This window comes from Glaciimonas sp. GNP009 (genome assembly GCF_054343755.1).
The window spans coordinates 4,959,801-4,984,840 of sequence record NZ_JBTGUV010000004.1 but is presented as its reverse complement, the minus strand read 5'-3'; the positions used below and the strand labels follow the sequence as shown (position 1 = coordinate 4,984,840).

Annotated in this window: 25 protein-coding genes and 1 pseudogene; 19 read left to right on the top strand and 7 right to left on the bottom strand. The window is 54.4% G+C overall.

Annotated features, from left to right (window positions below; all coding sequences use genetic code 11):
* Position 1: 1 nt before the first annotated feature.
* The 14 genes from ACXX82_RS22940 (at position 2) to ACXX82_RS22875 (ending at position 14,599) form a co-directional block, all read left to right on the top strand.
* A complete protein-coding gene (locus tag ACXX82_RS22940) occupies positions 2–616 on the top strand; it encodes a fumarate hydratase C-terminal domain-containing protein (RefSeq protein ID WP_322238690.1) in 615 nt (204 codons plus the stop codon).
* Positions 613–2,346 carry an L-aspartate oxidase gene (locus ACXX82_RS22935; protein ID WP_458563767.1) on the top strand — a complete coding sequence of 578 codons (1,734 nt, stop codon included), beginning with the start codon at positions 613–615 and terminating at the stop codon, positions 2,344–2,346. The genes ACXX82_RS22940 and ACXX82_RS22935 overlap by 4 nt, the downstream gene beginning before the upstream one ends.
* Before the next feature lie 39 nt (positions 2,347–2,385).
* Positions 2,386–4,062 carry a thiamine pyrophosphate-binding protein gene (locus ACXX82_RS22930; RefSeq protein WP_323507073.1) on the top strand — a complete coding sequence of 559 codons (1,677 nt, stop codon included), beginning with the start codon at positions 2,386–2,388 and terminating at the stop codon, positions 4,060–4,062.
* 159 nt (positions 4,063–4,221) lie between these two features.
* Positions 4,222–4,503, top strand: coding sequence for a UxaA family hydrolase (locus tag ACXX82_RS22925; protein ID WP_322238683.1), 282 nt, complete (start codon positions 4,222–4,224; stop codon positions 4,501–4,503).
* A 94-nt stretch (positions 4,504–4,597) separates the two neighbouring features.
* Complete coding sequence (locus ACXX82_RS22920) at positions 4,598–5,767, top strand: UxaA family hydrolase (RefSeq protein ID WP_322238682.1); 1,170 nt, start codon at positions 4,598–4,600, stop codon at positions 5,765–5,767.
* Between the two features lie 200 nt (positions 5,768–5,967).
* A complete protein-coding gene (locus tag ACXX82_RS22915) occupies positions 5,968–6,756 on the top strand; it encodes an ABC transporter ATP-binding protein (RefSeq protein WP_322238680.1) in 789 nt (262 codons plus the stop codon).
* Entirely contained in the window at positions 6,749–7,654 is a 906-nt protein-coding gene (locus ACXX82_RS22910; protein WP_323507072.1) for an ABC transporter permease, read from the top strand. Before ACXX82_RS22915 ends, ACXX82_RS22910 begins: the two co-directional genes overlap by 8 nt.
* Before the next feature lie 35 nt (positions 7,655–7,689).
* Entirely contained in the window at positions 7,690–8,628 is a 939-nt protein-coding gene (locus ACXX82_RS22905) for a hydroxyacid dehydrogenase (protein WP_323507071.1), read from the top strand.
* Positions 8,629–8,703: 75 nt separating this feature from the next.
* Positions 8,704–9,720 carry an Ldh family oxidoreductase gene (locus ACXX82_RS22900; RefSeq protein ID WP_458563766.1) on the top strand — a complete coding sequence of 339 codons (1,017 nt, stop codon included), beginning with the start codon at positions 8,704–8,706 and terminating at the stop codon, positions 9,718–9,720.
* A 615-nt stretch (positions 9,721–10,335) separates the two neighbouring features.
* A complete protein-coding gene (locus ACXX82_RS22895; RefSeq protein WP_322238672.1) occupies positions 10,336–11,556 on the top strand; it encodes a PQQ-dependent sugar dehydrogenase in 1,221 nt (406 codons plus the stop codon).
* Between the two features lie 66 nt (positions 11,557–11,622).
* Positions 11,623–12,309, top strand: a complete 687-nt coding sequence (locus tag ACXX82_RS22890) for a c-type cytochrome (protein ID WP_323507069.1) — start codon at positions 11,623–11,625, stop codon at positions 12,307–12,309.
* 107 nt (positions 12,310–12,416) lie between these two features.
* The gene (locus ACXX82_RS22885; RefSeq protein ID WP_322238669.1) at positions 12,417–13,043 is read left to right on the top strand and encodes a class I SAM-dependent methyltransferase; all 627 of its coding nucleotides are present in this window, start codon (positions 12,417–12,419) and stop codon (positions 13,041–13,043) included.
* 266 nt (positions 13,044–13,309) lie between these two features.
* Positions 13,310–13,735, top strand: coding sequence for a protein tyrosine phosphatase family protein (locus tag ACXX82_RS22880; protein WP_458563765.1), 426 nt, complete (start codon positions 13,310–13,312; stop codon positions 13,733–13,735).
* Positions 13,736–13,930: 195 nt separating this feature from the next.
* Positions 13,931–14,599, top strand: coding sequence for a hypothetical protein (locus ACXX82_RS22875; protein ID WP_322238665.1), 669 nt, complete (start codon positions 13,931–13,933; stop codon positions 14,597–14,599).
* A gap of 195 nt (positions 14,600–14,794) precedes the next feature.
* Here the strand turns inward: ACXX82_RS22875 and merA are convergent.
* The 3 genes and pseudogenes from merA to merT all read right to left on the bottom strand — a co-directional run.
* A pseudogene (gene merA / locus ACXX82_RS22870) lies at positions 14,795–16,180 on the bottom strand (mercury(II) reductase); the annotation flags it as partial.
* Between the two features lie 89 nt (positions 16,181–16,269).
* Positions 16,270–16,563 (bottom strand): mercury resistance system periplasmic binding protein MerP, encoded by a 294-nt coding sequence (merP, locus tag ACXX82_RS22865; protein ID WP_322238663.1) that lies wholly within the window; start codon positions 16,561–16,563, stop codon positions 16,270–16,272.
* Positions 16,564–16,576: 13 nt separating this feature from the next.
* Complete coding sequence (gene merT / locus ACXX82_RS22860; RefSeq protein WP_322238661.1) at positions 16,577–16,927, bottom strand: mercuric ion transporter MerT; 351 nt, start codon at positions 16,925–16,927, stop codon at positions 16,577–16,579.
* A 71-nt stretch (positions 16,928–16,998) separates the two neighbouring features.
* Between merT and merR the strand changes: the two genes are divergently transcribed.
* Positions 16,999–17,430 (top strand): mercury resistance transcriptional regulator MerR, encoded by a 432-nt coding sequence (gene merR, locus ACXX82_RS22855; RefSeq protein WP_323507068.1) that lies wholly within the window; start codon positions 16,999–17,001, stop codon positions 17,428–17,430.
* 99 nt (positions 17,431–17,529) lie between these two features.
* Here the strand turns inward: merR and ACXX82_RS22850 are convergent, their stop codons facing one another.
* The 3 genes from ACXX82_RS22850 to ACXX82_RS22840 are packed head-to-tail and all read right to left on the bottom strand — an operon-like array spanning position 17,530 to position 18,746.
* On the bottom strand, positions 17,530–17,976 hold the full coding sequence (locus ACXX82_RS22850) for a YeeE/YedE family protein (RefSeq protein ID WP_322238657.1): 447 nt from the start codon (positions 17,974–17,976) through the stop codon (positions 17,530–17,532).
* Between the two features lie 10 nt (positions 17,977–17,986).
* Positions 17,987–18,415 (bottom strand): YeeE/YedE family protein, encoded by a 429-nt coding sequence (locus ACXX82_RS22845; RefSeq protein ID WP_322238655.1) that lies wholly within the window; start codon positions 18,413–18,415, stop codon positions 17,987–17,989.
* Positions 18,408–18,746, bottom strand: a complete 339-nt coding sequence (locus ACXX82_RS22840) for a metalloregulator ArsR/SmtB family transcription factor (RefSeq protein ID WP_322238653.1) — start codon at positions 18,744–18,746, stop codon at positions 18,408–18,410. The genes ACXX82_RS22845 and ACXX82_RS22840 overlap by 8 nt, the downstream gene beginning before the upstream one ends.
* Positions 18,747–19,235: 489 nt before the next feature.
* Between ACXX82_RS22840 and ACXX82_RS22835 the strand changes: the two genes are divergently transcribed.
* From ACXX82_RS22835 to ACXX82_RS22820, 4 genes are all read left to right on the top strand, one after another.
* A complete protein-coding gene (locus ACXX82_RS22835) occupies positions 19,236–19,925 on the top strand; it encodes a VIT1/CCC1 transporter family protein (RefSeq protein WP_322238651.1) in 690 nt (229 codons plus the stop codon).
* Positions 19,926–20,356: 431 nt separating this feature from the next.
* A complete protein-coding gene (locus tag ACXX82_RS22830) occupies positions 20,357–21,955 on the top strand; it encodes a bifunctional protein tyrosine phosphatase family protein/NAD(P)/FAD-dependent oxidoreductase (protein ID WP_458563764.1) in 1,599 nt (532 codons plus the stop codon).
* A 79-nt stretch (positions 21,956–22,034) separates the two neighbouring features.
* Complete coding sequence (locus tag ACXX82_RS22825) at positions 22,035–22,385, top strand: TSUP family transporter (protein WP_458563763.1); 351 nt, start codon at positions 22,035–22,037, stop codon at positions 22,383–22,385.
* 81 nt (positions 22,386–22,466) lie between these two features.
* Complete coding sequence (locus ACXX82_RS22820) at positions 22,467–23,162, top strand: MBL fold metallo-hydrolase (protein WP_322238647.1); 696 nt, start codon at positions 22,467–22,469, stop codon at positions 23,160–23,162.
* A gap of 681 nt (positions 23,163–23,843) precedes the next feature.
* Here the strand turns inward: ACXX82_RS22820 and ACXX82_RS22815 are convergent.
* Positions 23,844–25,031, bottom strand: coding sequence for an acetyl-CoA C-acyltransferase (locus tag ACXX82_RS22815; RefSeq protein WP_323507067.1), 1,188 nt, complete (start codon positions 25,029–25,031; stop codon positions 23,844–23,846).
* Positions 25,032–25,040 lie beyond the last annotated feature (9 nt).

Here is a 25,040-nt window from a genome sequence, read left to right as displayed (position 1 = left end):
CATGGCCCATTATGAACTCACCATGCCGGTTAGCGAAGCGCAGGCCCGGCAATTACGCATCAACGATACCGTGACGCTGCACCAGACGCTTTACGGGATTCGCGACGCAACCCAGATCCAGATGTTCGACCATGGCCGCGCCACCCGCTTCAATTTGAACGGCCATGCCGTGATCCACACTGCACCGAACGTCAAAAAAGTCGAGCCAAGCGCCGATTACCCTGCTGGCTACATGCCGATCTGTATTGGCACAACTACCTCGGACCGCATGGAGCGCTTTACCGAGCCCTTGATGCGACAGAACGGCGTGCGCATCATCATTGGCAAGGGCGGCATGCGCGCTGGCTCATTGGCGGCATTCAAGGAAATCGGCGGTGCCTATCTGGCCATCATTGGTGGCACGGCGGCATTGGAAACCACCTGGATTACCCAGATTGAGGAAGTGGACATGGACGACCTGAATCCTGAGTCTCTCTGGAAATTTCAAATCAAAAATTTCGGCCCGCTGCTGGTGGCGATGGACAGTCATGGCGGCAGTCTGTATGACGCCGTCAACCATGAGGCCCAATCCCGTCGTGCAGCGGTGCTGGCAAGCCTTGGCGTGCAAACGTCATGAACATCAGGCGACTGGAAACCGATATCCTCATCCTTGGCACCGGCGGTGCTGGCCTCTTTGCAGCTCTGCACGCGCATCAGGCCGATCCAGATTTGCATATCACAGTGGCGGTCAAAGGCTTGCTCGGCAAATCGGGATGTACCCGCATGGTCCAGGGCGGCTACAACGTGGCGCTGGCGAAGGGCGATTCGGTCGAGCGGCATTTCATGGACACCGTCGAAGGCAGCAAGTGGCTGTCTGACCAGGAACTGGCCTGGACTCTGGTAACCAAAGCGGTCGAGCGGATTCATGAGCTGGAAAATGAACTGGGGTGCTTCTTTGACCGTAATCCCGACGGTACTGTGCATCAAAAGGCATTTGCCGGCCAGACTTTTGACCGCACCGTACACAAGGGTGACCTGACCGGCATCGAGATCATCAACCGTCTGGCCGAGCAGGTCTGGGCGCGTGGCATCAATCGCCTGGAAGAACACCGCGCCGTTGAGTTCATCAGGACACCCGATGGGAGTGCTTTGGCAGGTGTATTGATGATCGACATGCGTGATGGCGAGTTCGTGTTCGTGCAATCCAAGGCCGTTTTGCTGGCCACCGGTGGTGGCCCGACGATGTACAAATTCCACACCCCATCCGGTGAAAAGAGCTGCGATGGGCTGGCCATGGCCTTGCGCGCCGGCTTGGCCTTACGCGACATGGAGATGGTGCAATTCCATCCTACCGGACTGCTGGCCGGTACCCACACCCGGATGACGGGCACGGTTCTGGAAGAAGGTCTGCGCGGCGCTGGCGGTTATCTGCTCAACGGCGAACAACAGCGATTCATGCACGCCTATGATTCGCGCGGCGAGCGCGCAACCCGGGACATCGTCTCGCGCGCGATTTATGCCGAAATGCGGGCAGGGCGTACCTCGCCCAATGGCGGCGTCTATATCCAGATGGCGCACCTGGGACCAGACAAGGTGCGCAAGCAGTTCAAGGGCATGGTCGAGCGTTGCAGTGATTGCGGCTTTGATCTGGCCGGCGGTTTGGTAGAAGTGGTGCCGACCGCTCATTACATGATGGGCGGTGTGATCTTCCGGCCCGATTGCAGCACTTCGCTGACGGGTCTGTTCGCAGCCGGCGAAGATACTGGCGGCGTGCATGGCGCCAATCGGCTGGGCGGCAACGGAGTGGCTAATTCGACCGTCTTCGGCGGCATTGCTGGCGACACCATGGCGGCCTGGGTGCAGACTAACGATAGTCTGCGGCCCGCTGACGAAGTTGCACTGGAGCAGGCAATGGCAATGCATCGCCTGCCGCTCGGACTCCCGGCCGGGAATCTGGAAGCGATCCGCGAAGCGCTTTACGACTGCATGTGGGAAGACGCCGGTATCCTGCGCACTGCGGCAGGTCTGGAGCACGGCATGCAAACGCTCGAGCGACTCGATATCGAACTGTCGCAGATCGGCGTTGACGACGATGACCTTGCCTTTAACATGACCTGGCATGACTGGTTAAATCTGAAAAGCCTGATTGCCGTGAGCAAGGTGGTGGTGACGGCGGCGCTGGCGCGGGAGGATTCGCGCGGCGCGCACTTTCGGGAAGACTATCCGGAAACCAAAGACTTGCCTGGTTCTACCTTCACCGTGGTGCGCCAGATTGATGGCCAACTCATCGTGTCGCGCACGCCGGTCGAGTTCGTGCGAGTCAGGCCGGGCGAAACCATACTTGACGACAGCCACGCGATCACCTAGCGCCCAGATCTGGACACGTTTAACGGAAAGCCTGCAGCCATGCCAAATGAGACGATTCGCGGTGCCGATCTTCTGGTACGTACGTTAGAGCGTTTTGGCGTCGAGAAAATATTTTCCCTATCGGGCAATCACATCATGCCGGTCTATGATGCCCTCGTTGATACGGCAATCGACCTGATCCATGTTCGCCATGAGGCGGCCTGCGTTCACATGGCAGACGCCTACGCGCGACTGACCGGGGAAGTCGGTATTGCACTTGTCACCGGCGGCCAGGGTCATGCCAATGGGACTGCCGCCCTGGCCACCGCGCTGGCCGCAGAGTCACCTGTGATCCTGCTGTCCGGCCACGCAGGTCTGAACGAACTTGGCAAGGGCGCGTTCCAGGAAATGCGCCAGGCTGAATTTTGCAGGGAGCTCACCAAAGCGTCGTGGACCGTGCAGAGTGCAGCGGCGTTCGGTCACGATCTGGCGCGCGCCATGCAAATTGCACGCAGTGGACGGCCGGGCCCGGTACATCTGAGCCTGCCGGTCGACCTGCTGGAACAGGCAGTGCCGCTTGCCGACAATCTGTGGCCTGGCATGGACGATGCGGAGCGTCTGGTTACCCCACTGTCAGACGCAGTCGCCGATCTGGTACTGATGCATGTCGCAGCGGCAGCCGGTCCGCTGATTGTATGCGGACCGACCTTCTGCAGTGTGGCGGGTCGGACGTCGATGCAGGAACTGTCGCGGCGCACGGGCGCACCCGTGGTGGGCATGGAAAGTCCGCGCGGCATAAACGATCCTGGCCTCGGTGCGTATGCCCAGGTAGTCGCCCAGGCCAGCCTGATTGTCTTGCTAGGCAAGCCGCTCGACTTTACGTTGTGCTTCGGTCAGGCGCCAGCTATTGATGCGCTTTGTCACTGGATCGTGATCGATCCCGAGAGGGCGCTGCTCGACCGCGCTGCTGGCTTGCTCCAGAAGCGTATGTTGCTCGCTACCCTGGCAGCGCCAGCCGATGCCATGCTCGCGCTGCTCAAGCGGGCTGTGCATTCTGGTCGGTCGGCCCATGCATGCGGCGTGGCCGCAGCGCCTGACAATGACTGGCTGGTTGATGCCAGTGCTCTGATCGCATACCGGCCACCGCAATGGCGCGCTATGCAATTTGCTGACGATCAACCGGTGCATCCGGTGGCGCTTGGGCGTGCGCTGCAGGCCTTCATTGACCGCCATCCGCGCACCACACTGGTCTGCGATGGTGGTGAAATTGGTCAGTGGCCGCAAGCGACCGTGCAGGTAGAGCGACGTTTGATCAACGGCGTAGCCGGTGCAATCGGGCCATCGCTACCGTTTGCACTGGCGGCCAAGGCTGCTAATCCGGAGCAACCGGTGCTGGCGGTAATGGGGGACGGTACCTTCGGTTTTCACATGGCCGAATTCGACACTGCCGTGCGCCATGGATTGTCGGTGATCGTTGTGGTCGGCAACGATGCGCGCTGGAATGCGGAGTACCAGATTCAGGTACGTAATTACGGCGCTGCCCGCACTCTGGGTTGCGATCTGCTGCCAACGCGTTACGAAAAGGTCGCGCAGGCACTGGGCGGGCATGGCGAATACGTGGCCACGCTGGCCGCTCTGGTGCCGGCGCTGGAACGTGCCGCGGCGTCTGGCAAGCCGGCCTGCCTTAACGTCATGCTGCAGTCGACTCCGGCCCCGATGGTGCGCTGTAAGTACTGATTCGTCGCACTTGCAGGATCAAGCGAACCCGAACACTATTTTTTTGAAATAAATATTAAATCATATAGGTCATATAGTTGACCTCGCAGAAATTAGCGCCTAAGCTTTCTGAATTCGCCAGTGATGCGAACACGTATTTTCCAAACCGAGGAGCTAAAAATGATTCACGTTGTTTTGCACGATGCAAAGGACTCCGTTGCTGTAGCAGTGGTGGAGGGCATTAAGGCTGGTACCGAACTAACCGCCTGGATCATGGATGACGACCGTACCATCACCGTCAAGGCGCTACAAGATATACCGATGGGTCATAAGGTAGCGATGAAGCCGATGGAAGTGGGCGATACGGTTTTCAAGTATGGCGTCGATATCGGCAAAGTGATAGTCGCCGCCAAGGTCGGCGAGCACGCCCACGTGCATAACATCAAGACCAAGCGCTGGTAAATCTTCGCGAGGCAGCCGTCTCGCAGGCTGCAAACAGGGCTTGTGCCCCTCAGCCTTATTCCTTTTCTTCCATTCAATTCCTGAGGTTCAGATCATGATCAGCAAAGACAGCACATTCCTTGGCTTTCGCCGCGAAAACGGCCGCGTCGGCGTCCGTAATCACGTCATCATCCTGCCGCTCGACGATCTGTCGAATGCTGCTTGTGAAGCCGTGGCTCACAACATCAAGGGCACGATGGCGATTCCTCATCCGTATGGCAGGCTCCAATTTGGCGCGGACCTGGATCTACATTTTCGTACCCTGATTGGCACCGGGTCCAATCCGAACGTCGCTGCCGTGGTCGTGATTGGTATTGAAGACAGTTGGACCAAGAAAGTAGTGGATGGTATTGCAGCGACCGGTAAGCCGGTGATCGGCTTCGGCATCGAAGGGCATGGCGATCATGAAACGATCATGAATGCTTCAAAAAAAGCGCGTGAGTTCGTCCAGTGGGCATCCGAAAAACAGCGTGAGGTGTGTCCCATCAGCGAGCTGTGGGTATCGACCAAGTGCGGCGAGAGTGATACCACTTCTGGTTGCGGTGCCAACCCGACAGTCGGCAATGCTTTCGATAAATTGCATGCTCTCGGCTCAACGCTGGTGTTCGGCGAAACCTCGGAAATCACCGGTGGCGAAACCGTCCTGGCGGCGCGCTGCGCCAATGACGCGGTGCGCAAGCAATTCATGTTTATGTTTGACCGCTACCAAGACATGATCAACCGCCACAAGACCTCCGACCTGTCGGACTCGCAGCCGACCAAAGGCAACATCGCCGGCGGCCTGACGACTATCGAAGAAAAAGCGATGGGCAATATTCAGAAGATCGGCAAGCATTGTACGGTCGATGGCGTCCTCGACAAGGCGGAAATGCCGACCCATTCCGGACTCTGGTTCATGGATTCCTCGTCGGCTGCAGCCGAGATGGTGACTCTATGCGCCGCTTCCGGTTTTGTGGTGCACCTGTTTCCTACGGGCCAGGGCAACGTGATCGGCAATCCGATCCTGCCAGTGATCAAGATTTGTGCCAATCCACGAACCGTACGGCTGATGGGCGAGCATATTGACGTTGATTGCTCGGGGCTGCTGCAACGCGAACAGACGCTCGACCAGACTGGAGACAAGCTGCTGGAAATGATGCTGGCGACCTCGAATGGTCGTTTGACCGATGCCGAGGCACTTGGCCATCGCGAATTCGTTCTGACCCGGCTATACGAAAGCGCCTGATCTGGCGCCGCGGGATCTTCGTAAAGCTGCGCAGACAGCGGGATACAAATGGGCTGCCATGTGCGACAGGCAAGGCAGGCCCGGCTTCAATGAAGTCGAACCCAATACGGAGAATTGACAGGATAGCCGGCACAGATCGGCATCAGGCGCACGCAGATGTGCGCACCATGCCGTCAGGTTGGTTATAAAGAGGAATGACAATGAACACTTTGCCGCAACCCTTGCTCGACGTCCGCGGGGTAACCTTGCAATACAAGACCAAAGAACATCTGGTCACTGCTACCTATCGTGTCGACTTCAAGGTCTATCAATCCGATCGTTTCGTCCTGCTGGGCCCATCCGGGTGCGGCAAGTCGACGTTGCTCAAGGCGGTCGGTGGGTATATGACGCCGACCGAAGGCGAGATGCGTCTGCATGACAAGATCATCACCAGGCCGGGGCCGGACCGTATGATGGTATTCCAGGAGTTCGATCAGTTACCGCCCTGGAAAACGGTCAAGCAGAATGTCATGTTTCCGTTGCTGGCCAGTGGCAAACTGAAAGGCAAGGCGGCCGCAGAAAAGGCCATGCAATATATCGAGAAAGTCAATCTCACCAAATTCTGTGATCACTACCCACACATGCTCTCGGGCGGCATGAAGCAGCGGGTGGCGATTGCACGCGGCATGGCGATGGAACCTGACATTCTGTTGATGGATGAGCCGTACGCCGCGCTGGACGCATTGACGCGCAAAAAAATGCAGGATGAATTGTTACATCTGTGGGACGATACAAGGTTCACGGTGCTGTTCGTGACACATTCTATTGCCGAGGCGGTCAAGATCGGCAATCGCATTCTGTTGCTGTCGCCACACCCCGGTCAGGTGACGGCTGAACTCAATAGTACAGGGGAAGATACTATCGATGCCAACGGTGAGCGCCTGACCGACCGTATCAACGGCATGCTGTTCTCTGAGCCGGTCGAGCCAGAAGAGGTGTCCCATGTCTGACGTGTCCGACATCCATCGTGCCGAGGTTTCGCTGCGCCCGAACATCGAGCGTGCCGAATATTTTGCGGTAAAGGCGCCGAGCACCGAATTCGGAGTGGTGCAAAAACCGCTGACATCCTGGGAGAAACTTTATAACAAAGGTAGCCTGCGCAAGATTGCAATCCTGGTCTTGTTGGCGGTGATCTGGGAAATCTATGGGCGCTGGCTGAACAACCCGTTGCTGTTCCCGACGTTTTCCTCGGTGATCGTGGCCCTGGTGGCCGGCATCGTTAGTGGTGGCTTGATCGGCAAGTGCCTGTTTTCAATCAAGGTGTTGTTGATCGGTTATGCCGCCGGTCTTGCACTAGCGGCCCTGCTAACGGTGTTTGCCATTACCTCCCGCATAGGCCGCGATGTTCTCGAGACGCTTACCTCGATGTTCAACCCGCTGCCGGCCATTGCCTTGCTGCCGTTATCGTTGCTGTGGTTCGGCCTGGGTACCGGCAGTCTGGTGTTCGTATTAATCCACTCAGTCCTGTGGGCGGTGGCATTGAACACCCATTCGGGTTTCCAGTCGGTAAGTCAGACCCTGCGCATGGTCGGCAAAAATTATGGCCTGCGCGGCTTGCCGTACGTCTTTGCAATCCTGATTCCGGCTGCGTTCCCCAGCATCTTGACCGGGCTGAAAATCGGCTGGGCGTTTGCCTGGCGTACGCTGATTGCCGCCGAGCTGGTGTTTGGTGTGAGTTCCGGTAGCGGTGGGCTTGGCTGGTTTATTTACGAAAACAAGAATCAGCTGGAAATCCCCAGTGTTTTCGCCGGGCTGTTGACGGTGATCCTGATCGGCCTGTTCGTGGAAAACTTCATTTTCCGTATCATTGAGCAGCGCACCGTCGAAAAGTGGGGGATGCAGAATTGAACACTCAGAATAGTAACGCGACGGCAGGAGAGCTTATGAAAATCGTCATTACTGAATTCATGGATGATGCGGCCGTCGACGTCCTGCGCGCTGCCTTTGATACGTGCTACTTACCGACGCTGGTCGACCAGCGCGCCGATCTGCTGGCGCAGCTGGAACAGGTGGATGCCTTAATCGTACGCAACAGAACCAAGGTCGATGCGGCGTTACTCGCCGCAGCACCGAACCTAAAAGTAGTGGGTCGGTTGGGTGTGGGGCTTGACAATATCGATGTCGCAGCATGTGCAGCACGTGGCATCGAAGTCATTCCTGCAACTGGCGCAAATGCCCGCGCAGTCGCCGAATATGTGATCGGAACGGCCATGGCCTTGCTGCGCCAGGCCTATACCCGCAGCGCCGAAACCGCTGCTGGCAAGTGGCCGCGCGCAGCCTTGTCGAATGGTCGCGAGCTGTCCGGCAAGACCCTCGGTCTGATTGGTTTTGGCGGCATCGGTCAATTGACCGCACGGTTGGCGCAGGCGCTGGGCGTGCATGTAATTGCGTACGACCCGATGTTTGGCCCAAAGGCGCCAGTATGGGCTGCAACAGGCGTTGCCTGCACCCGCATAGACGACCTGCTGCGGGTTGCCGACATTGTCTCGTTGCACGTACCACTGGTGGACCAGACCCGTAATCTGATCAACGCTACGGCATTGGCGAAGATGAAAAAAACATCGATCCTGATCAACACCTCGCGCGGCGGTATCGTTGACGAGTCGGCGCTGGCACAGGCATTGCACGCCAGCAACCTGGGTGGTGCGGCGATCGACGTGTTTATGCAGGAACCACTGGCCGCCGACACGCCGCTAGCCGATGCGCCGAACCTGATCCTCACGCCGCATATTGCCGGCGTCACGGAGGAATCGAATACCCGGGTCAGCGCAGTAATCGCTACACTGGTGGGCAATTACTTGCGCCAGAAGCAGTCACTCTGAAACAAATTTAGTGCGGCCAATCGACACTATGCGTCTGTCGTGCCGTGCACTTTTTCGCTAAAAGGATCTATTATCATGGCGACGCTTTCGATTTCTGAACTAAACTGCCTTGTGACACGCGCTCTCGAATGCTCTGGTGCCACCCCGACTGCAGCTGGCGCCGCCGCACGGGCATTGGTATCGGCCGAAGCCCAGGGTCTGGGTTCGCACGGTGTCTCGCGCGTGCCGCAATATGCGACTTTCCTCGGCAATGGCAGGACCAACCGTGATGCAGTGCCGGAAATTGTGCGCTCTAAGGGTGGCAGTTGCCTCATCGACGCGCACAGCGGGATGGCATACGAAGCTTGCGCTATGGCCATCAACACCGTCATCGCCCGCGCCGGCGAATTCGGTATCGGCTGTGTCGGCGTCACCAATAGCAATCACTTCGGTGCCGCTGCGGTGCATCTGGAGCCACTCGGCAAGGCTGGGCTGGTTGGACTTGCCTTCAGCAATTCGCCTGCCGCGATGCCAGCCTGGGGCGGCAAGACGCCGCTGTTCGGTACCAATCCGATTGCGGCAGTGTTTCCGCGTCGCGACAAAGCACCCTTAGTCATCGATCTGGCGCTGAGCGAGGCGGCGCGTGGCAAGATCATGCTGGCGGCAAAAGAGGGCAAGCCAATCCCGCTGGGCTGGGCGCTCAACAAAGCAGGGCAGCCGACCACCGACGCCAGGGCAGCGCTGGAAGGCAGCATGCTGCCGGTGGGAGGCGTTAAGGGAGCGATGCTGGCACTCACAGTAGAATTGCTGGCCTGCGCACTGACCGGCGCTGCCTTTGGTTTCGAAGCTGATTCTTTCTTCGTTGATACAGGCAATCAACCGCGCCTGGGTCAATTATTTTTGGCGATTGACCCCGGTACACTGGCTGGCTCAGACACATATTTTAGTCGCACCGAACGCCTGATCGACATGATGTTGGAAGACGAAGGCGTACGTATCCCAGGCGAGCGGCGCCGTGACCTGGCCAACGCAGCCGTTCGGAACGGCATCACCATTGCCGATGCCTTGCACGTGCAGATCCTGCGCCTGGCTGGCGAGGGTGCCGCAGTATGAGCTTGCCTGCGGACGACGACGGAGGCGAGTAGAAGTCAAGTGCACAATCAGTCGACCACCCCGCACGCTATGACGACAGGATCATATTGATGGATGACCCCGATCGTTTGAGGGCCTTAAAACATTCACGTTCAACAGGAGGAGGAGGGGATCGATCATCCCACCCTTCGTGAGCAATGGTTCGGTCACATTACCAGAGACAAATCGGACTGCCGACAGTTTTTTGATCCAGCTTCAAACCGAATGGATTTATCCCGCCAAAGCATAAGACTGGTGGGTAAACGACATCATATTTTCTGCTGTGACGATCATCTATCCTTTTCGAATCATGTGCATGACACACGATCTCTTTGGCGCTTTACTCACCCGCGGTGACAACAGAGCGTCAAGTTCATTAATTCCAAATCCCAGTCAAACCGACTTTTTAAACTCCTATTTTCGTCAGTAATTATCGGTACTTATCAGTATACTGACATGGTATTATCTTAATAATAGTGCCGCAAGGTATTGTTATGTAATGAATAATAATGGATGTCGTTCCCACCATAGCAATGGTTGTCCGTGTGCAAAGAATAAAAGTACTTATAAAAAACCAGCATTACCCAGGAGGAAGACATGAAAATTCGTAATAAATTATTATTAGTCTCGTTACTCACAAGTGTCGGGACTGCCGTCTTTGCGCAGACATCGCCTGCTCCGGCAGTAGCGCCTGCATGGACACAAGGTATGTCAGCGGATCTAGCAAATTCAACTTTACATCCGATCGCGACAATCTTGATCGGACGCAGTGCCAGCGAGCTTCCGATCGAAAAACTAAAAGTGCCACCCGGCTTCAAAGTTGAGGTTTGGGCGGATGGAATTCCGGACGCACGTTCGCTTGCGCTTGGTAGTAAAGGGACCGTTTTCGTCAGCAATCGCGGGCTAAGCAATGTGTACGCCGTAATCGACCATGACGGAAAGCGTGAAGTAAAAACCATCCTTAAAGGACTGAACTCACCGAATGGACTGGCGTTTGCCGACGGCACTCTGTACGTAGCTGAACGCGAACGCATCGTTGCCTATGCTGGGATCGAGGACAATCTCGATAATCCTCCGGCGCCTCGGGTAATCGTCGATGGCCTGCCGGAGCAACCAGGGCACTTCTGGAAAGTTCTGACGACAGGCCCGGACGGTAAAATATATTTCAATATTGGTTCGCCGCAGAATATTACTATGCCGAGTTATATACAGGCAGCAATCCTGCGGGTTGATCCAAAAACGGGCGTCGTGGAAGATGTCGCGCACGGTGTGCGTAATAGCGTCGGTATGGCGTTTAATCCGCGTACGAAAAAGCTTTGGTTTACTTCCAATGCACGCGACTGGATGGGTAACCAAGGACCGGAAGACGTTCTCGAAACTGTGACCAAAGTGGGACAACATTTTGGCTTTCCGTTCTGCCACCAGGGAACGATCCTCGATCCGATCTATGGCAAGAACCGTTCATGCGCCGAATTTACTCCACCGTCGATGTTGTTGGGCGCGCACGTAGCACCTTTGGGAATGCGTTTCTATACGGGTAAAAGTTTTCCTGCGGCGTATCGTAACGACATGTTTATCGCGCTGCACGGCTCGTGGAACAGGGAAGAAAAACAAGGCTACCGAGTAGACCGCGTGCACACCGACGCCAAGGGCCATCTTGTAAAGGAAGTTTTTCTTGACGGATTCATGACCGATGCGCGTGCCGATCCACCGATGTGGGGTCGTCCAGTTGACGTGCTTGTCATGAATGATGGTGCACTTCTGGTTTCCGACGACTATAACGGCGTTGTATATCGAGTCAGTTACGTCGGTAAATAACGATTCCAGGTTGAGGTTTTAACATTTGATGCATCGCAACTGTCACAAAGAAATGAGACTTCACACATGAAATCTGACTTATGCAGGCGACCCACGTCGGGTGCTGTAGTGAAGCGGCTCCGTCAAAAGCGATGGATGCGCGCCGCGTGGTTGGCGGGGTGCATGCTGGCGATAAGCAGTGGCACGACGGCGGCGCAGGATATCGCTGTTCCTCCAAAAGCGCAAGTCTGTGCCAGTTGCCACGGGGTTGGCGGTAATTCGCACATTGCTGCCATTCCGAATCTGGCCGGACAACCCAAGCAGTTCCTGGTTGCTGCGCTTTATATGTTCCGCGAAGGCAAACGTAAAAATGACCTGATGTCACCAATGGCATCAGGGCTTAGTAATGCCGATCTGAACGAGCTGGCGACCTACTTTTCGAGTCAGAAGCAGGAACAGCCGACGGCAGTATTGACCGAGCAACAAATTAGCGCCGGGGCGGCGTTGACGCAACAGAATCATTGCATTGCGTGCCACGCGCGGGATTTGGGCGGCCAACAGCACATACCTCGGCTGGCCGGACAACATTACGACTATATCAAAGCGCAACTGATAAGTTTTCACGCCAGTACCCGTTACGATATGGACGGCGTCATGACCTCAGCCGCCCAGGCTCTGTCGGAAAACGATATTGAAACCCTGGCGGTGTATTTATCCGGCCTCACGAGCATCGCACCGATTTCTGCGACGCCCGCAAAGCCTCCGACTAAATAAACGCAGCGTATCGAAAGCAGGCATTATAAGCAGCAACGCCAACGGTTAATTGGCCGGGCCTTACCGTGTATTCGTAATTAAAAATATTAAGAGTTCTGCAAATTGATATGGATGAACAACTTTATTGGGATGCAATTTACAAGACGAAATCATCTGATGAGGTAAGCTGGTACCGTCCACATCTTGAAAAATCCTTGGAATTGATTCAACGTGCAGCAATCGGCTCCGCGGTGCAGATTATTGATGTGGGTGGCGGCGAAGCCACCCTGGTAGATGACTTGCTGGCAAATGGCTATCGCAATATCAGTGTGCTGGACATCTCACAGACTGCCATTGATGTATCTCGGCAGCGTTTGGGAAAAGCTGCGGATAACGTAGCATGGCTGGTCGGTGATATTACGCAGATTGCATTGCCGCAACAATTTTATGATGTGTGGCATGATCGCGCTGTCTTCCATTTTCTGACCCGGCCCGAGCAACGTGTTGCGTATGTGCGTCAGGTCATGGCGGCGATGAAACCGGGCGGCACAGTCATCGTCGCGACCTTCGGACCGGAAGGCCCGGAAACGTGCAGCGGACTTGATATCGTTCGCTATGACAGCGAAGCACTCCATGATCAATTCGGTGCACGTTTCCGATTAGTGGAAAGTGGCGTGGAAGTACATCAAACACCATTCGGGACGACGCAACAGTTCTTGTATTGTTATTGCAAGATGGACGCCGAATCAACCTGAAAAAAACGCAGAGTTTTGCAAGCTTGCGTACGAGGCGTAAGATGCGTTACACGCACGTCTGCTGTAAGATAGTTAGCTATTGATCACGATCCAATGTTGGTGGATACCGAACGACATTGGCGTGTAAATTGTTCTCATCGGCAGACTAGGCCATTGCTTGAAGCCTTCCTTGCAGATCGTGAAGTTCCAAGGACTTCACTCTACTATCGTGTCAATGATCTACTCTTCTCCGGCGCGAGCTATTTAACCCACCAAAGAGGACCATTATGAGTACCTTTAAACTAGTCGACAACGAAATTTATATAGGCCCGCAGCCGAACGATCAAGATCTGCAGGACGCCAGGCAGCAAGGGATTCGCACGATTATTGATTTTCGGGAGCCCTCCGAGACTACTACCTCGAACGAGATACTCACCACAAACCATCATCTGTCGTACGTCAATATTCCAGTCAATAAAACAGCCCCGAACGCTAGCCAGATCAGGGACCTGACTGATGCACTAAAAAATAACGAGGGTCCATTTTTGCTGCATTGCGTGAGCGGTGCGCGTGCAGCGTTAATACTCTCCCTGAGCAGGGCTGAGCAGCATGGCTGGAATGGCGAGCAGACCATGCTGGAAGCCAAAAAAATGGGCTACGATTTAACGGCGTTTCCGGAATTTTGTACGTTTGTGGCACAGAACCGGAGTTAGATCATGCTCCACTAATAGCGATGATCAAACGCGATTCGCCTCACGGTGAGGCGTTTTAGGCGTGACCGCGTGCGTACCTTTCCGCGGCATGAGATAGTGGCCCTGGTCGCTTATAACGCGTAAAAATCCACGGGTTGCTTGATTGCCGAAGGTGGCAAGCGAAACGGCTTCAAACTATTGGAAACAAGGACCACAATGATTCGATTTTTTTCAACAGAAATAAAAAAAACCGTTGGCTTTAGTATTCTCGCATTAGCGACATTGACCAGTCTGACTGCACGAGCAGACGACATCTCACGAATATTGCCCTTGCAGACCCATGCCGCTTTTTTTTCCAGTGAAACCAAACAAAAAACTCCTCTGGACCCGCAGGTGTTTGTTGCGGCGCCGACGGCCCCTGCAGCAACCGGCCCACAAGGTATCGAGCATATTGCCGGGGTGCGCAACGCATTGATTTCCGATATGCCCGAGCTACCGATCATGAACGCCATGGGCAAGTCATTGGACATGACACTGGGGGCCTGGCTAGCCGCGCAGGGTGACGTTGTCCTGACCAACATGCCGAATGGAACACAAAAAATTACGTTAATTTTGACGCACCTATTTCCACACGGCGTCTATAGCGTATTCGAGAACCATTTTGATCAGAAGCCAGTCGGATTTACACCACTTGACGGCAATGGAACCGCGAATAAATTTGTCTCTGATGGCGAAGGCAAAGCCAATGTCACCATCATTTCGCCATTGCCACTAACGCACGATAATGCTGTGCTGGTTATTTACCATTCCGATGGTAAAACCCATGCAAAATTGCGTGGTGATATTGGCGTTGATGCGCATCATCAACTGATTGTCAGACCCTGACTAGCGCTTTTAAGTAAAGCAGTATTGTGATTAGTTTTAATTTTGCTGTGTAACCGATAGCGTCGATACGACGCTATCCAAGTATTGGTCCGACCCGGCGGTGCATTATGCAGCTGCCACGGTCATTCTTCAGGCCTCGGCCATACCGGCAATTCGGCAAGTGCCATTTCGCATGCTACGAAGACTGTCCTCGCTTCACCCTGCGCAACAAGACAGTTGCTTGACGTCTTTAAAAAAAGTCTGAGCGCAAAGCTTTAATCCTTCTACCATCGTCAGGTACGGAAACAACTGATCGGCTAGCTCGTGCACCGTCAAGCGTGCCCGAATAGCCATTGCAGCAGTCTGAATCAATTCACCGGCTTCCGGTGCCACTATATGCACCCCGATCAGAATGCCGGAAGGCCTGTCAACGACCATCTTGATAAACCCCCGTGTGGCGAAATTGACCAGTGCCCTCGGAACATTATCAAGCGTCAGTATCCGACTTTCAGTGTTAATCCCGATAAGGTGTGCTGCGGCCTCGCTCAGCCCCACAGCGGCAACCTGAGGATCGGTGAAGACGACCGCTGGCATTGCGCTCAGATCAAGACTGGCAGTACCACCCGTCATGTTGATGGCTGCGCGGGTACCCGCTGCGGCTGCTACATAGACATATTGTGGCTGGTCAGTGCAGTCTCCGGCGGCGAAGATGTTTTCTGCGCTGGTGCGCATACCCTGATCAATCATGATGGTACCGTCTGCCTTAACAGCAACACCCGCCGCTTCCAGTCCTAGGTTGCTGGTATTGGGCGCGCGTCCGGTCGCGATCAATAGCTGGTCTGCAGTGACTTCGCCGTATGGCGTGGTAAGCGTGAACTCGCCATTCGTATAGCGAACCTGGCTGGCCTGTGTGTGTTCCAGCACTGTGATGTTCTCGGCGCGAAAAGCGGCCGTGACGGTTTCCCCGATGGCAGGGTCTTCGCGCGACAACAGCGTGCTGCGCGCAAGTAGCGTCACTATGCTGCCCAGACGGGCAAATGCTTGCGCCAATTCCAGCGCAACCACCGATGAACCGATCACGGCCAATCGGTGGGGAATATTGTCATTGATCAAGGCCTCGGAAGAGGTCCAGTAGGGTGTATCGTTTAAGCCGGTGATGGGTGCAACGTGCGCACTAGCGCCGGTGGCAATCAGGCAGCGGTCGAACGCGACGACGCGTTCACCGCCGTCATTCAAGCGCACCATCAGACTCTGACCGCCGTTGAAGTGTGCCTCACCACGCACTAGGGCAATCGCTGGATTGCTCTCTAATATGCCCTCATATTTGGCAGCGCGTAATGCATCCACGAGAGCTTGTTGCTGCGCTACCAGCTTGCTGCGATCAATGACGGGTTTAGTCGCCCCTATGCCTTCATCGAATGGGCTTATGCGGCGAAGATGGGCGATATGCGCAGCCCGGATCAGGATTTTGGATGGCACGCAGCCGCTGTTGACGCAGGTACCTCCGATGATGCCACGCTCAATCAACGTAACTCGGGCGCCTTCATCGACGGCTTTAAGTGCCGCCGCCATGGCCGCGCCACCGCTGCCGATAATGGCTATATGCAAACCACTACCGGAATTTTTAGGTAAGTCATTTTCGTCGCCTCGCAGGTGTTGCGTTTCCGCGCAAGTCATTGTTGGGAAGTTTTTCACCTTGTATTCTTCGGCGACGATGGATAGCCGGCGTTTGCAGTCGCTTTGGTCAGAGTCTCGACCTCGGTTTTGCTATCGTCGAATGTGACGATCGCTTCGCGCTGATCGTAAATGATCTTTGTCTTGGTGACGCCCGCCACTTTCGAGATCGCGTGCTTGACGGTAATCGGACAGGTGCTACAGGTCATGCCTGGTACCGATAATGTCACCGTCCGGGTGGCAGCCTTTACCGGAGCAATAGTGGCCATGATGGCAGCTGCCAAAGCGAGGGATGAAAATAGTTTTGTCATGGAAGACTCCTGATTAATAGAAAAATGGCGCTATCAGCGGGAAACCTAACGCTATTAATGTCAGCACGGAGACCACCCAGAAAATAGCTTTGTAGGTTTTTCTTACCTGCGGTATTGCGCATACATCAGCGGGCGCGCACGCTAGGGCGGGGCGGAATATTTTTTTCCATGAGACGATCATCGCCACCAGGGCGACGCCGAGGAAGAGCGGACGGTAAGGCTCAAGCAAGGTCAAATTGCCGATCCACACGCCGCTGAATCCCAGCAGCATGAGGATCAATGGCCCCAGACAGCAAGTCGAGGCAAGGATGGCTGCGACCCCACCTGTGAAGAGGGCGATGCGCCCGTTTTTTGATGTCGACATGCGTTGTTCCTGTTAAAACGTTCACGAATAGCGTAACCTTAATACCGTAGTCAAGTACGGAGTCAATCGCTATGCACACTATTTCAGACAATCTGACGATCGGCTTATTCGCCAAAGCCGCCGGGGTCAATGTAGAAACTATTCGTTTTTATCAACGCAAGCGTTTATTGACCGAGCCCGACAAACCTTACGGCCGCATCCGTCGGTATGGCGAGGCAGATGTAGCGCGGGTACGGTTTGTGAAGTCGGCCCAGCGACTGGGCTTTAGCCTGGATGAAATCGCAGAATTGCTCAGACTTGAGGACGGTGCGCACTGCCTGGAAGCGCGGCAAATAGCCGAGCACAAACTACTGGATGTGCGTCAAAAGATGGCCGACCTCGCCCGCATGGAAGCAGTGTTGTCGATAGTGGTAAGTGCCTGCGATGCTCGCAAGGGGAATGTATCCTGCCCCATGATCGTGTTACTTCAAGAAAAGCAACGCATGGACAATTTAGCAAAATAGGAAAACACTACCTTTTGCACACTTAAGTTTTAGATGGGGCACGCTCAAGTCCCCCCGCATTTTGTTTATTATCGTTAAGCAAATGTGCCGAGGGAACGATCAACCTTTCCAGGCAGTTTTTTTAGATACGTTCGCCGAGTAACGTTCGATGATCTCAAACATCACCATGCCGCTCAACATTGCCAACGTAAAAATCCAGGGCTTGCCCGAACCGGTCGTCAAAGATACTAAAACAGGGCCAGGACAGTAGCCAGCCAGCCCCCAACCGGCACCAAATGCCAGTGCACCAAAGATCAGACGACGATCGATTTGTCGCGCCGTAGGCAGACGCATCGGCGCGCCCAGGAGCGACTTGGTGCGCGTGCGGGCGCAGCGAAATGCAACCAGACCTACCAGAATCGCGCCTCCCATCACCATTGCCAGCGACGGATCCCATTTGCCGCTCACATCCAGAAAACCGATCACCTTGGACGGGTCGGTCATACCAGAAATAATCAGGCCGATTCCAAAAATGAGTCCACTCAATAATGCTGTCATTAGTTGCATGCCGCGCTCCTTAATTGATCAAATGGCGAAGGATGAACACGGTCATGCCACCGGCCAGCATGAACAGGACAGTGGCGACCATTGAACGTGGTGACAGGCGCGATAAACCGCACACGCCATGCCCGCTGGTACAACCGGCACCATAGCGTGTTCCGAGTCCGACCAGCAGTCCGGCTACGATCAGGGTGGCCGTATCGGCATCAATTTGAACGAAGGGAAGTGGGGCTATCCCTTGATACATCAGGGGCGCAACGATCAAGCCAGAGAGAAAGGCAACACGCCAGCCGACGTCGCCGGAGGTCGGGCGCAATAGCCCGCCTACGATGCCGCTGATACCGGCAATACGGCCGTTGAAGAATAAAAACAGCGTGGCGGCGAGCCCGATCAATAGTCCACCGGCCAGCGCGGACCATGGCGTGAAGTGGCCCCAGTCAATCATTACTCTCTCCTGCGTTGGCGGCGCAAAATTGTTCATATAAAACCTGCATCACGGCCATGGCGGGCTTGCTGGCAATACTGTAAAAAATCTGTTTGCCCTCGCGTCTGGTACTCACCAAGCTTTCTTCGCGCAACACGCTGAGTTGCTGTGACAACGTCGGTTGCAAGATAGCGGTCAAGGTTTCGAGTTCGCCCACGCTGTGCTCGCTCTGGCTTAACTGGCACAGCAACAGCAAGCGATCGGGATTTGCCAGCGCTTTCAACAAACCACTGGCTTGCAAGGCGGCCAGTCGCATCGCTTGGATATCGATGCTTTCTCCATTACTTTTCATCTGTATTTCCAATCTGTTTGTACACTATACTAAGATAAATTATACTATATATTTTAATATAATATCATTATATGATTTGATAAAAATTACCTCATATTCAACAATCAACATAGTTCAGTGGTAAGTTTTTATTTGGTGTGCTAAAGCGATATTTTTTTCAACTATCCAGTCTATTTTCTTATTAGTCCACACCCATGCCAATTTTCCCGATCTGGATCATGGGCAACCACATTGACGATCCTATTTTGTTGAGGCGGGTACGATTCTGAAATGATCACCACCGAAAAAAACGACACGTGTTTGCCGCCAATAAAGAGCGGAAGATTGCGCTATCGCAACACTCGGTGTAACGGCAATCATTCCCAATATGATTCCCAGTATCTTGTGTTGGCATTCAATAGGCGCCCCTATAAAATAAGGCCCGCTGGCGCCCGGTATCCTCAATCTGCACGCCACGTCCCTGATTAAAACATTAACGAGAAAAATATCATGCGGCATGACGAACGACATAGTATTGAAAAAATAGGCTGGTTACGCGCTGCAGTTCTGGGGGCCAATGACGGCATTATTTCCACGGCAAGTCTAGTGCTGGGTGTCGCAGCAGCCCATGCCGCCCATGGCAGTATTTTGATTACCGGAGTGACCGGCCTGGCAGCCGGTGCGATGGCCATGGCGACAGGGGAATATGTATCCGTCCATTCACAAGCTGATTCCGAAAAAGCTGCTTTGGCAGAAGAAAGCGCAGAAATTGCTGCCGATTTCGATAGCGAGCATCGGGAGTTAACCGCGATTTATGTAGGGCGCGGTCTCGATTTTCCCCTTGCGAAACAAGTAGCTGCGAAGTTGATGGCACACGATGCGCTGGGCGCCCATGCGCGTGATGAACTAGGTATATTTTCCGGCGCAATCGCCAGACCTTTGCAGGCCGCATGTGCTTCGGCATCCAGTTTTATCGTCGGAGCAATATTGCCGCTAACGGTCGCAGTCATTGTTCCTGAAGCGCATCTTATACCGGCGGTGGCAATTGCCGCGTTGATTTCACTTGCCTTTCTGGGCGGACTGGCCGCAAAAACGGGTGGGGCGAAAATTCTCCCCGGCGTGATCCGCGTCACGTTCTGGAGCGTGTTAGCTATGAGCGTGACATCATCGGTAGGAGCAATGTTTGGTGCGGCAATATAGCATTGACAGCGAGGTGGAGCCACTTCTGCTGGGAAGCGGCGGAAAGGCAAGGAACACAAAAAAACGCAAGGGTAATAAGCCAAACTTGAGAGCGCTGGCGAGATATCGCTGTCGCGTCAGTAACGGTTGAATCAGTGCCTATGTCGATGTGCGTGCAATGTGTCATCCACTACAATAAATATTCGGTGTAGCCAATAGCACTGATGTTCACGGCCTGGCCGCTGGCAACACCATACTTCTCTTTACGCTTATTTCTTGCACCCAGAATCTTCCCGTTGAACATCCCCCCGTAGATGCAATGTAAATATTGAGGCATGTTTCTTAGAAGTTCTATAAATAATACAATCAGGAGTGCTATGCAATCTATAGGTATGGAGCAGTTTAACGGTTGAGTTGATCATTGTGCCAAGCGTATTGGAGGGGGCAAAAGTATGGAGCCGATTGTAAAAGTGACGGAAGATTTTTCAATAACTGGCCAGATAACAGTTGCCGATCTGGCGGCCATTGGCGCTGCCGGTTATCGCAGTGTAATGTGCAATCGTCCAGATGCTGAAGGAGACGCGGAGCAAACGGATTTTTCGGAAATCGCATCCGAGGCGCATACCATCGGATTACACGCCGCTTATTTGCCGGTAGTCCTTGACCAGATCAACGCGCAGGACGTGTATAGTTTCAGGCAACTACTCATCGACCTGCCACCTCCGGTTCTCGCTTATTGCCGCAGTGGGCGACGCGCCTCCACATTGTTTCAACTGGCCCAGGACGCCGCGTCGGCCACGCTTGCCGCAACTGACGAAAAAATTGTTGCTCAGCCAGTTAGCCACGAGGTACTCATCGTCGGTGGTGGCGCTGGTGGAATCGGCGTGGCGGCTAGCCTGCTGCGGCGCGAGCCGGGACTGCAGATCAGTATCATCGAGCCCAGCGAACAGCACTACTACCAGCCGGCCTGGAGCTTGGTCGGTGCCGGTGAATTCGATATCGCCGACACCGTCAGACCCACAACGAGCCTGATACCGGGGTCCGTCCGGTGGTTAAAACAGTGCGCCAGCAGCTTTGATCCGGAAAATCAACAACTGACCCTTTCAGACGGCTCCACCCACTGCTACCAATACTTGATCGTTGCACCAGGTTTAAAATTGTACTGGGCGGGTATAGCCGGTCTTGAAGCGACATTAGGAAGCAATGGCGTGACATCGAATTATCGGTTTGACCTCGCACCGTACACTTGGTCGTTGGTGCAAACGCTGCGATCAGGCCGCGCCATTTTCACCCAGCCCGCGATGCCGATCAAATGTGCTGGTGCGCCGCAAAAAGCGTTGTATCTGTCGTGCTCCTATTGGGAGGCGCAAGGTGTGTTGTCCAATATCAGCGTCGAATTCGACAATGCTGGCGGCGCGTTGTTTGGTGTGGCGGCATTTGTGCCAGCCTTGATGCGTTATATCGAACGTTATAAGGCTAATTTGCAATTCAATTCAAATCTGGTGGCGGTTGACGGACCAGCCCGTAAGGCATGGTTTGATGTCAAAGACAGCAACGGCCAGACCAGCAGGGTAGAAAAAACGTTCGACTTTCTGCATGTAGTACCGCCTCAGGTTCCGCATGATGTCATCAAAGCCAGCCGCCTGGGGAATGTCGATGGCTGGGTAGAGGTCGACCAAAAAACGTTGCAGCATGTACGCTACCCAACCATCTTCGGTCTCGGCGACGCCTGTTCTACACCAAATGCCAAGACGGTCGCCGCTGTACGCAAGCAAATCGTCGTGGTAGCAGAAAATCTACTGGCGCTGCGTCAACAGCACGCTCTGATCACCGAATATGACGGCTACGGCGCTTGTCCATTAACCGTTGAAATCGGAAAAGTAGTATTAGCCGAATTTGGCTACGGTGGCAAATTGTTGCCGACGTTTCCAATCGATCCCACAGTCGCCCGGCGTTCTGCATGGGTGCTCAAGAAAAACCTGCTGCCTGCGATCTATTGGCAGTTAATGCTCAAAGGCCGCGAGTGGCTGGCGCGGTCGGGTAAGGTATGAGATCGAACATAACGGACAGGGCAGGGTTGCGATAACGATCCTCATCGGTAAACTGATCTGGACGCTACCGTGCGCCCGGGTGCTTTCGCTATCCGGGGTAATTGCTGGCTTGTTGTCAGGCCTGCTGGGTGTTGGAGGCGGCTTTGTGACGGTACCAGCGCTACAGCGATATACTAATCTGCATGCACAGTCAGTGCTGGCAACATCCTTGGCGGTAATTGCGCTTGTTTCCGTATCGGGTGTGATCAGTAGCGCTGTAGCCAACCATCTTGACTGGATAGTGGCATTGCCATTTTCGGCAGGCGCTATAAGCGGTATCGGTATGTTAGGAGGGCGAATAGTGAATAGTGTCTGGCCGTCTCGCAGGACCCCAGTTACAAAAAAGTTTCGCGTTGATTTCGACACTTGTTGCAGTCGCTTTAATGACTAAAGCAGCCGTCGAAAATTAAGCACCAACCACCATACAGCTTTTTCTATATGCACTTCAGATGTCATTTCAGGAAGAACAATCATGAATCCACTTCAGTTATTCGATACCGAATCCTCTACATTCACTTATCTCCTATTTATTCCCGGTCAGACGACAGCGGTGATCATAGACCCGGTCGCACGGCATTGGGAGCGTGATTTGCAGCAATTGGACAGACTCGGCCTAACCCTTGCTTATGTACTAGAAACCCATGCCCATGCAGACCATGTCACTTCGGCAGGAAAACTATGTCAAATTACAGGAGCTAAGTCAGGCGCTCCAACCGGATGTGGTATCGGGCCTGCCGATTTGCAGCTCAATGATGGCGATCGGATTGTATTTGCTGATGCCGAAGAAATTTATGTCATTCATACGCCAGGACATACTGCCGGCAGTATGTCCTATCTTTGGCGCGATAACGTGTTTACGGGCGACACCCTGTTGATTGATGGTTGTGGTCGTACGGATTTCCAGAGTGGCAGTGCCGATGCACTTTATACTTCCGTGACAACGAAACTATTTACACTAGCAGAAGGCACGAAAGTATGGCCTGCCCATGATTACAAGGGTCGTTCAGCCTCGACCATCGGTTGGGAGAAGGTACATAACGCGCGGCTGGCAGGTAACAACCGAACCGACTTCATTACGCTTATGGAAAGCTTGCATTTGCCTAAGCCGAAGCTGCTGGATATCGCCGTCCCTGCCAATCAAAATTTAGGCTTGCCCCATAGTGCGTGAATGCCCCGTTTTCATTAGGCTGATACAAAACCGGCGAGTATTCATCAAGCGACTCAAGTAAGCCACGTTTCTGGATATCGCCGACAAACTGTCTTCGTGATGGTCTTGTGTGTCCGTACCGAATTGTCCGAAACGCAGCGCGAGCATCGGCAGCACGATCAAATTGAGTGGAGTGGAGGTCACCAGCCCTCGCAAACAGAAAATCGGGCCAATGCACGAAGTTCTAAATTATCGTGCGGATCAACAGAAAAGGGCCAAGATTATTTTTCTTCTTTTATTTTACATAATATACATTATGCGAAATCTAGGTCATTGCGAATGTGTTGCATTTGGATAGGTTTTGAATGCATTCGCTTAATGGTTAGTACTTAATGGCTGTAGGAAACTATTCATAGCACTTCTGAAAACATTGCTCTCAGCTTACTTTGCTGTCTCGATCAAATGACTGTAGCCAAAATAGCGCCAAGGCGTACCGGATCGGCGTCGATAAGGTTCTTTGTTGCGGTCAGCGTTTCGTAGCCGAGAAGCGCGATGATATGGCGCAGGTCATCGCCTTGTTGATGTAACCGAACGGCGAAGGTCCGGCGAATTGTATGAAGCAGATCGCCCTAATCAACTAATGCTGCAGTACCACAGTCGTTACGTGTTCAACTTGGCTGATGGCGGATTGCGCATCAATATTCATGGCAGCACCTCGAACAGACCGGCGGCACCCATGCCACCGCCGACACACATCGTCACCACTACATACTTCGCGTTGCGCCGCCGCCCCTCTAGCAATGCATGCCCGACCATGCGCGCACCGGTCATACCGTAGGGATGACCGATCGATATAGCGCCTCCATTCACATTCATCCGAGCGGGATCGATTCCTAACCTGTCGCGACAGTAGAGAGCCTGGCATGCGAATGCCTCGTTCATCTCCCAGAGATCGATATCGTCGATCGTCAGTCCATGGTGTTTCAATAACTTCGGGACAGCGTAGACCGGACCGATGCCCATTTCCTCGGGCGCATTGCCCACCACTGCGATACCGCGATAGATACCGAGTGGTGTTAACGCGCGGCGTGCTGCCATTCCCGCTTCCATCAACACGCACGCACTGGCGCCATCCGATAGTTGGCTCGCATTACCAGCAGTTACCGTGCCGCCGTCGATCACCGCGGCTAGAGCAGCGAGAGATTCACGCGTCGTCTCCGGCCGGTTGCCCTCATCCCGGTCCAGAGTGACATCACGCTTGATCACGGTGCCAGTGGCCTTATCGGTCAGCGTCATGGTCGTCGCCAAAGGTACGATTTCAGCCGAAAAACGCCCTGCCAACTGCGCCGCTGCGGTCCGCCGCTGTGATTCATACGCCAGCGCATCCTGCGCCTCGCGACTGATCTTGTATCGGTTGGCAACGTTTTCGGCGGTTAGCAGCATAGGCATGTAAGCGTGTGGGACCCATATATCGACTGCGGGATCGCGGGTTTCCTTGATCCAGTCGAAGTAGCGCTGCTGAAGTGCTGAAATATTGTCCTGCCCTCCAGCCGCGACTATATCCATTTTATCGACAATGATTTGCTTGGCGGCAATAGCAATCGCCATCAACCCCGATGCGCATTGCCGGTCGATCGTTTGCGCTGCCACACTGACCGGCAGACCTGCCGCGAAAACTGCATTGCGCGCAACGTTCATCCCGGCGGTACCGGCACCAAGCACGGTTCCGGCAACGAAGTCCTCGATCTCCGCAGCCTCGACACCTGCCCGCTCGACCGCGTGGCGCAGTGCGTGTCCAAGCAAGGTCGGCGAGTGGACGGCGTTGAACGCGCCCTTGAAAGCGCGCCCGATCGGCGTGCGCGCTGTGGAAACAATAACCGCTTCTCTCATGTCTGACTC

What these genes read in the sequence shown, in the direction of transcription:
- ACXX82_RS22940 (WP_322238690.1), top strand. Translation starts at nt 2, where the DNA reads ATGGCCCATTATGAACTCACCATGCCGGTTAGCGAAGCGCAGGCCCGG.
- ACXX82_RS22935 (WP_458563767.1), top strand. Translation starts at nt 613, where the DNA reads ATGAACATCAGGCGACTGGAAACCGATATCCTCATCCTTGGCACCGGC.
- ACXX82_RS22930 (WP_323507073.1), top strand. Translation starts at nt 2,386, where the DNA reads ATGCCAAATGAGACGATTCGCGGTGCCGATCTTCTGGTACGTACGTTA.
- ACXX82_RS22925 (WP_322238683.1), top strand. Translation starts at nt 4,222, where the DNA reads ATGATTCACGTTGTTTTGCACGATGCAAAGGACTCCGTTGCTGTAGCA.
- ACXX82_RS22920 (WP_322238682.1), top strand. Translation starts at nt 4,598, where the DNA reads ATGATCAGCAAAGACAGCACATTCCTTGGCTTTCGCCGCGAAAACGGC.
- ACXX82_RS22915 (WP_322238680.1), top strand. Translation starts at nt 5,968, where the DNA reads ATGAACACTTTGCCGCAACCCTTGCTCGACGTCCGCGGGGTAACCTTG.
- ACXX82_RS22910 (WP_323507072.1), top strand. Translation starts at nt 6,749, where the DNA reads ATGTCTGACGTGTCCGACATCCATCGTGCCGAGGTTTCGCTGCGCCCG.
- ACXX82_RS22905 (WP_323507071.1), top strand. Translation starts at nt 7,690, where the DNA reads ATGAAAATCGTCATTACTGAATTCATGGATGATGCGGCCGTCGACGTC.
- ACXX82_RS22900 (WP_458563766.1), top strand. Translation starts at nt 8,704, where the DNA reads ATGGCGACGCTTTCGATTTCTGAACTAAACTGCCTTGTGACACGCGCT.
- ACXX82_RS22895 (WP_322238672.1), top strand. Translation starts at nt 10,336, where the DNA reads ATGAAAATTCGTAATAAATTATTATTAGTCTCGTTACTCACAAGTGTC.
- ACXX82_RS22890 (WP_323507069.1), top strand. Translation starts at nt 11,623, where the DNA reads ATGAAATCTGACTTATGCAGGCGACCCACGTCGGGTGCTGTAGTGAAG.
- ACXX82_RS22885 (WP_322238669.1), top strand. Translation starts at nt 12,417, where the DNA reads ATGGATGAACAACTTTATTGGGATGCAATTTACAAGACGAAATCATCT.
- ACXX82_RS22880 (WP_458563765.1), top strand. Translation starts at nt 13,310, where the DNA reads ATGAGTACCTTTAAACTAGTCGACAACGAAATTTATATAGGCCCGCAG.
- ACXX82_RS22875 (WP_322238665.1), top strand. Translation starts at nt 13,931, where the DNA reads ATGATTCGATTTTTTTCAACAGAAATAAAAAAAACCGTTGGCTTTAGT.
- merP (WP_322238663.1), bottom strand. Translation starts at nt 16,563, where the DNA reads ATGACAAAACTATTTTCATCCCTCGCTTTGGCAGCTGCCATCATGGCC.
- merT (WP_322238661.1), bottom strand. Translation starts at nt 16,927, where the DNA reads ATGTCGACATCAAAAAACGGGCGCATCGCCCTCTTCACAGGTGGGGTC.
- merR (WP_323507068.1), top strand. Translation starts at nt 16,999, where the DNA reads ATGCACACTATTTCAGACAATCTGACGATCGGCTTATTCGCCAAAGCC.
- ACXX82_RS22850 (WP_322238657.1), bottom strand. Translation starts at nt 17,976, where the DNA reads ATGCAACTAATGACAGCATTATTGAGTGGACTCATTTTTGGAATCGGC.
- ACXX82_RS22845 (WP_322238655.1), bottom strand. Translation starts at nt 18,415, where the DNA reads ATGATTGACTGGGGCCACTTCACGCCATGGTCCGCGCTGGCCGGTGGA.
- ACXX82_RS22840 (WP_322238653.1), bottom strand. Translation starts at nt 18,746, where the DNA reads ATGAAAAGTAATGGAGAAAGCATCGATATCCAAGCGATGCGACTGGCC.
- ACXX82_RS22835 (WP_322238651.1), top strand. Translation starts at nt 19,236, where the DNA reads ATGCGGCATGACGAACGACATAGTATTGAAAAAATAGGCTGGTTACGC.
- ACXX82_RS22830 (WP_458563764.1), top strand. Translation starts at nt 20,357, where the DNA reads ATGGAGCCGATTGTAAAAGTGACGGAAGATTTTTCAATAACTGGCCAG.
- ACXX82_RS22820 (WP_322238647.1), top strand. Translation starts at nt 22,467, where the DNA reads ATGAATCCACTTCAGTTATTCGATACCGAATCCTCTACATTCACTTAT.
- ACXX82_RS22815 (WP_323507067.1), bottom strand. Translation starts at nt 25,031, where the DNA reads ATGAGAGAAGCGGTTATTGTTTCCACAGCGCGCACGCCGATCGGGCGC.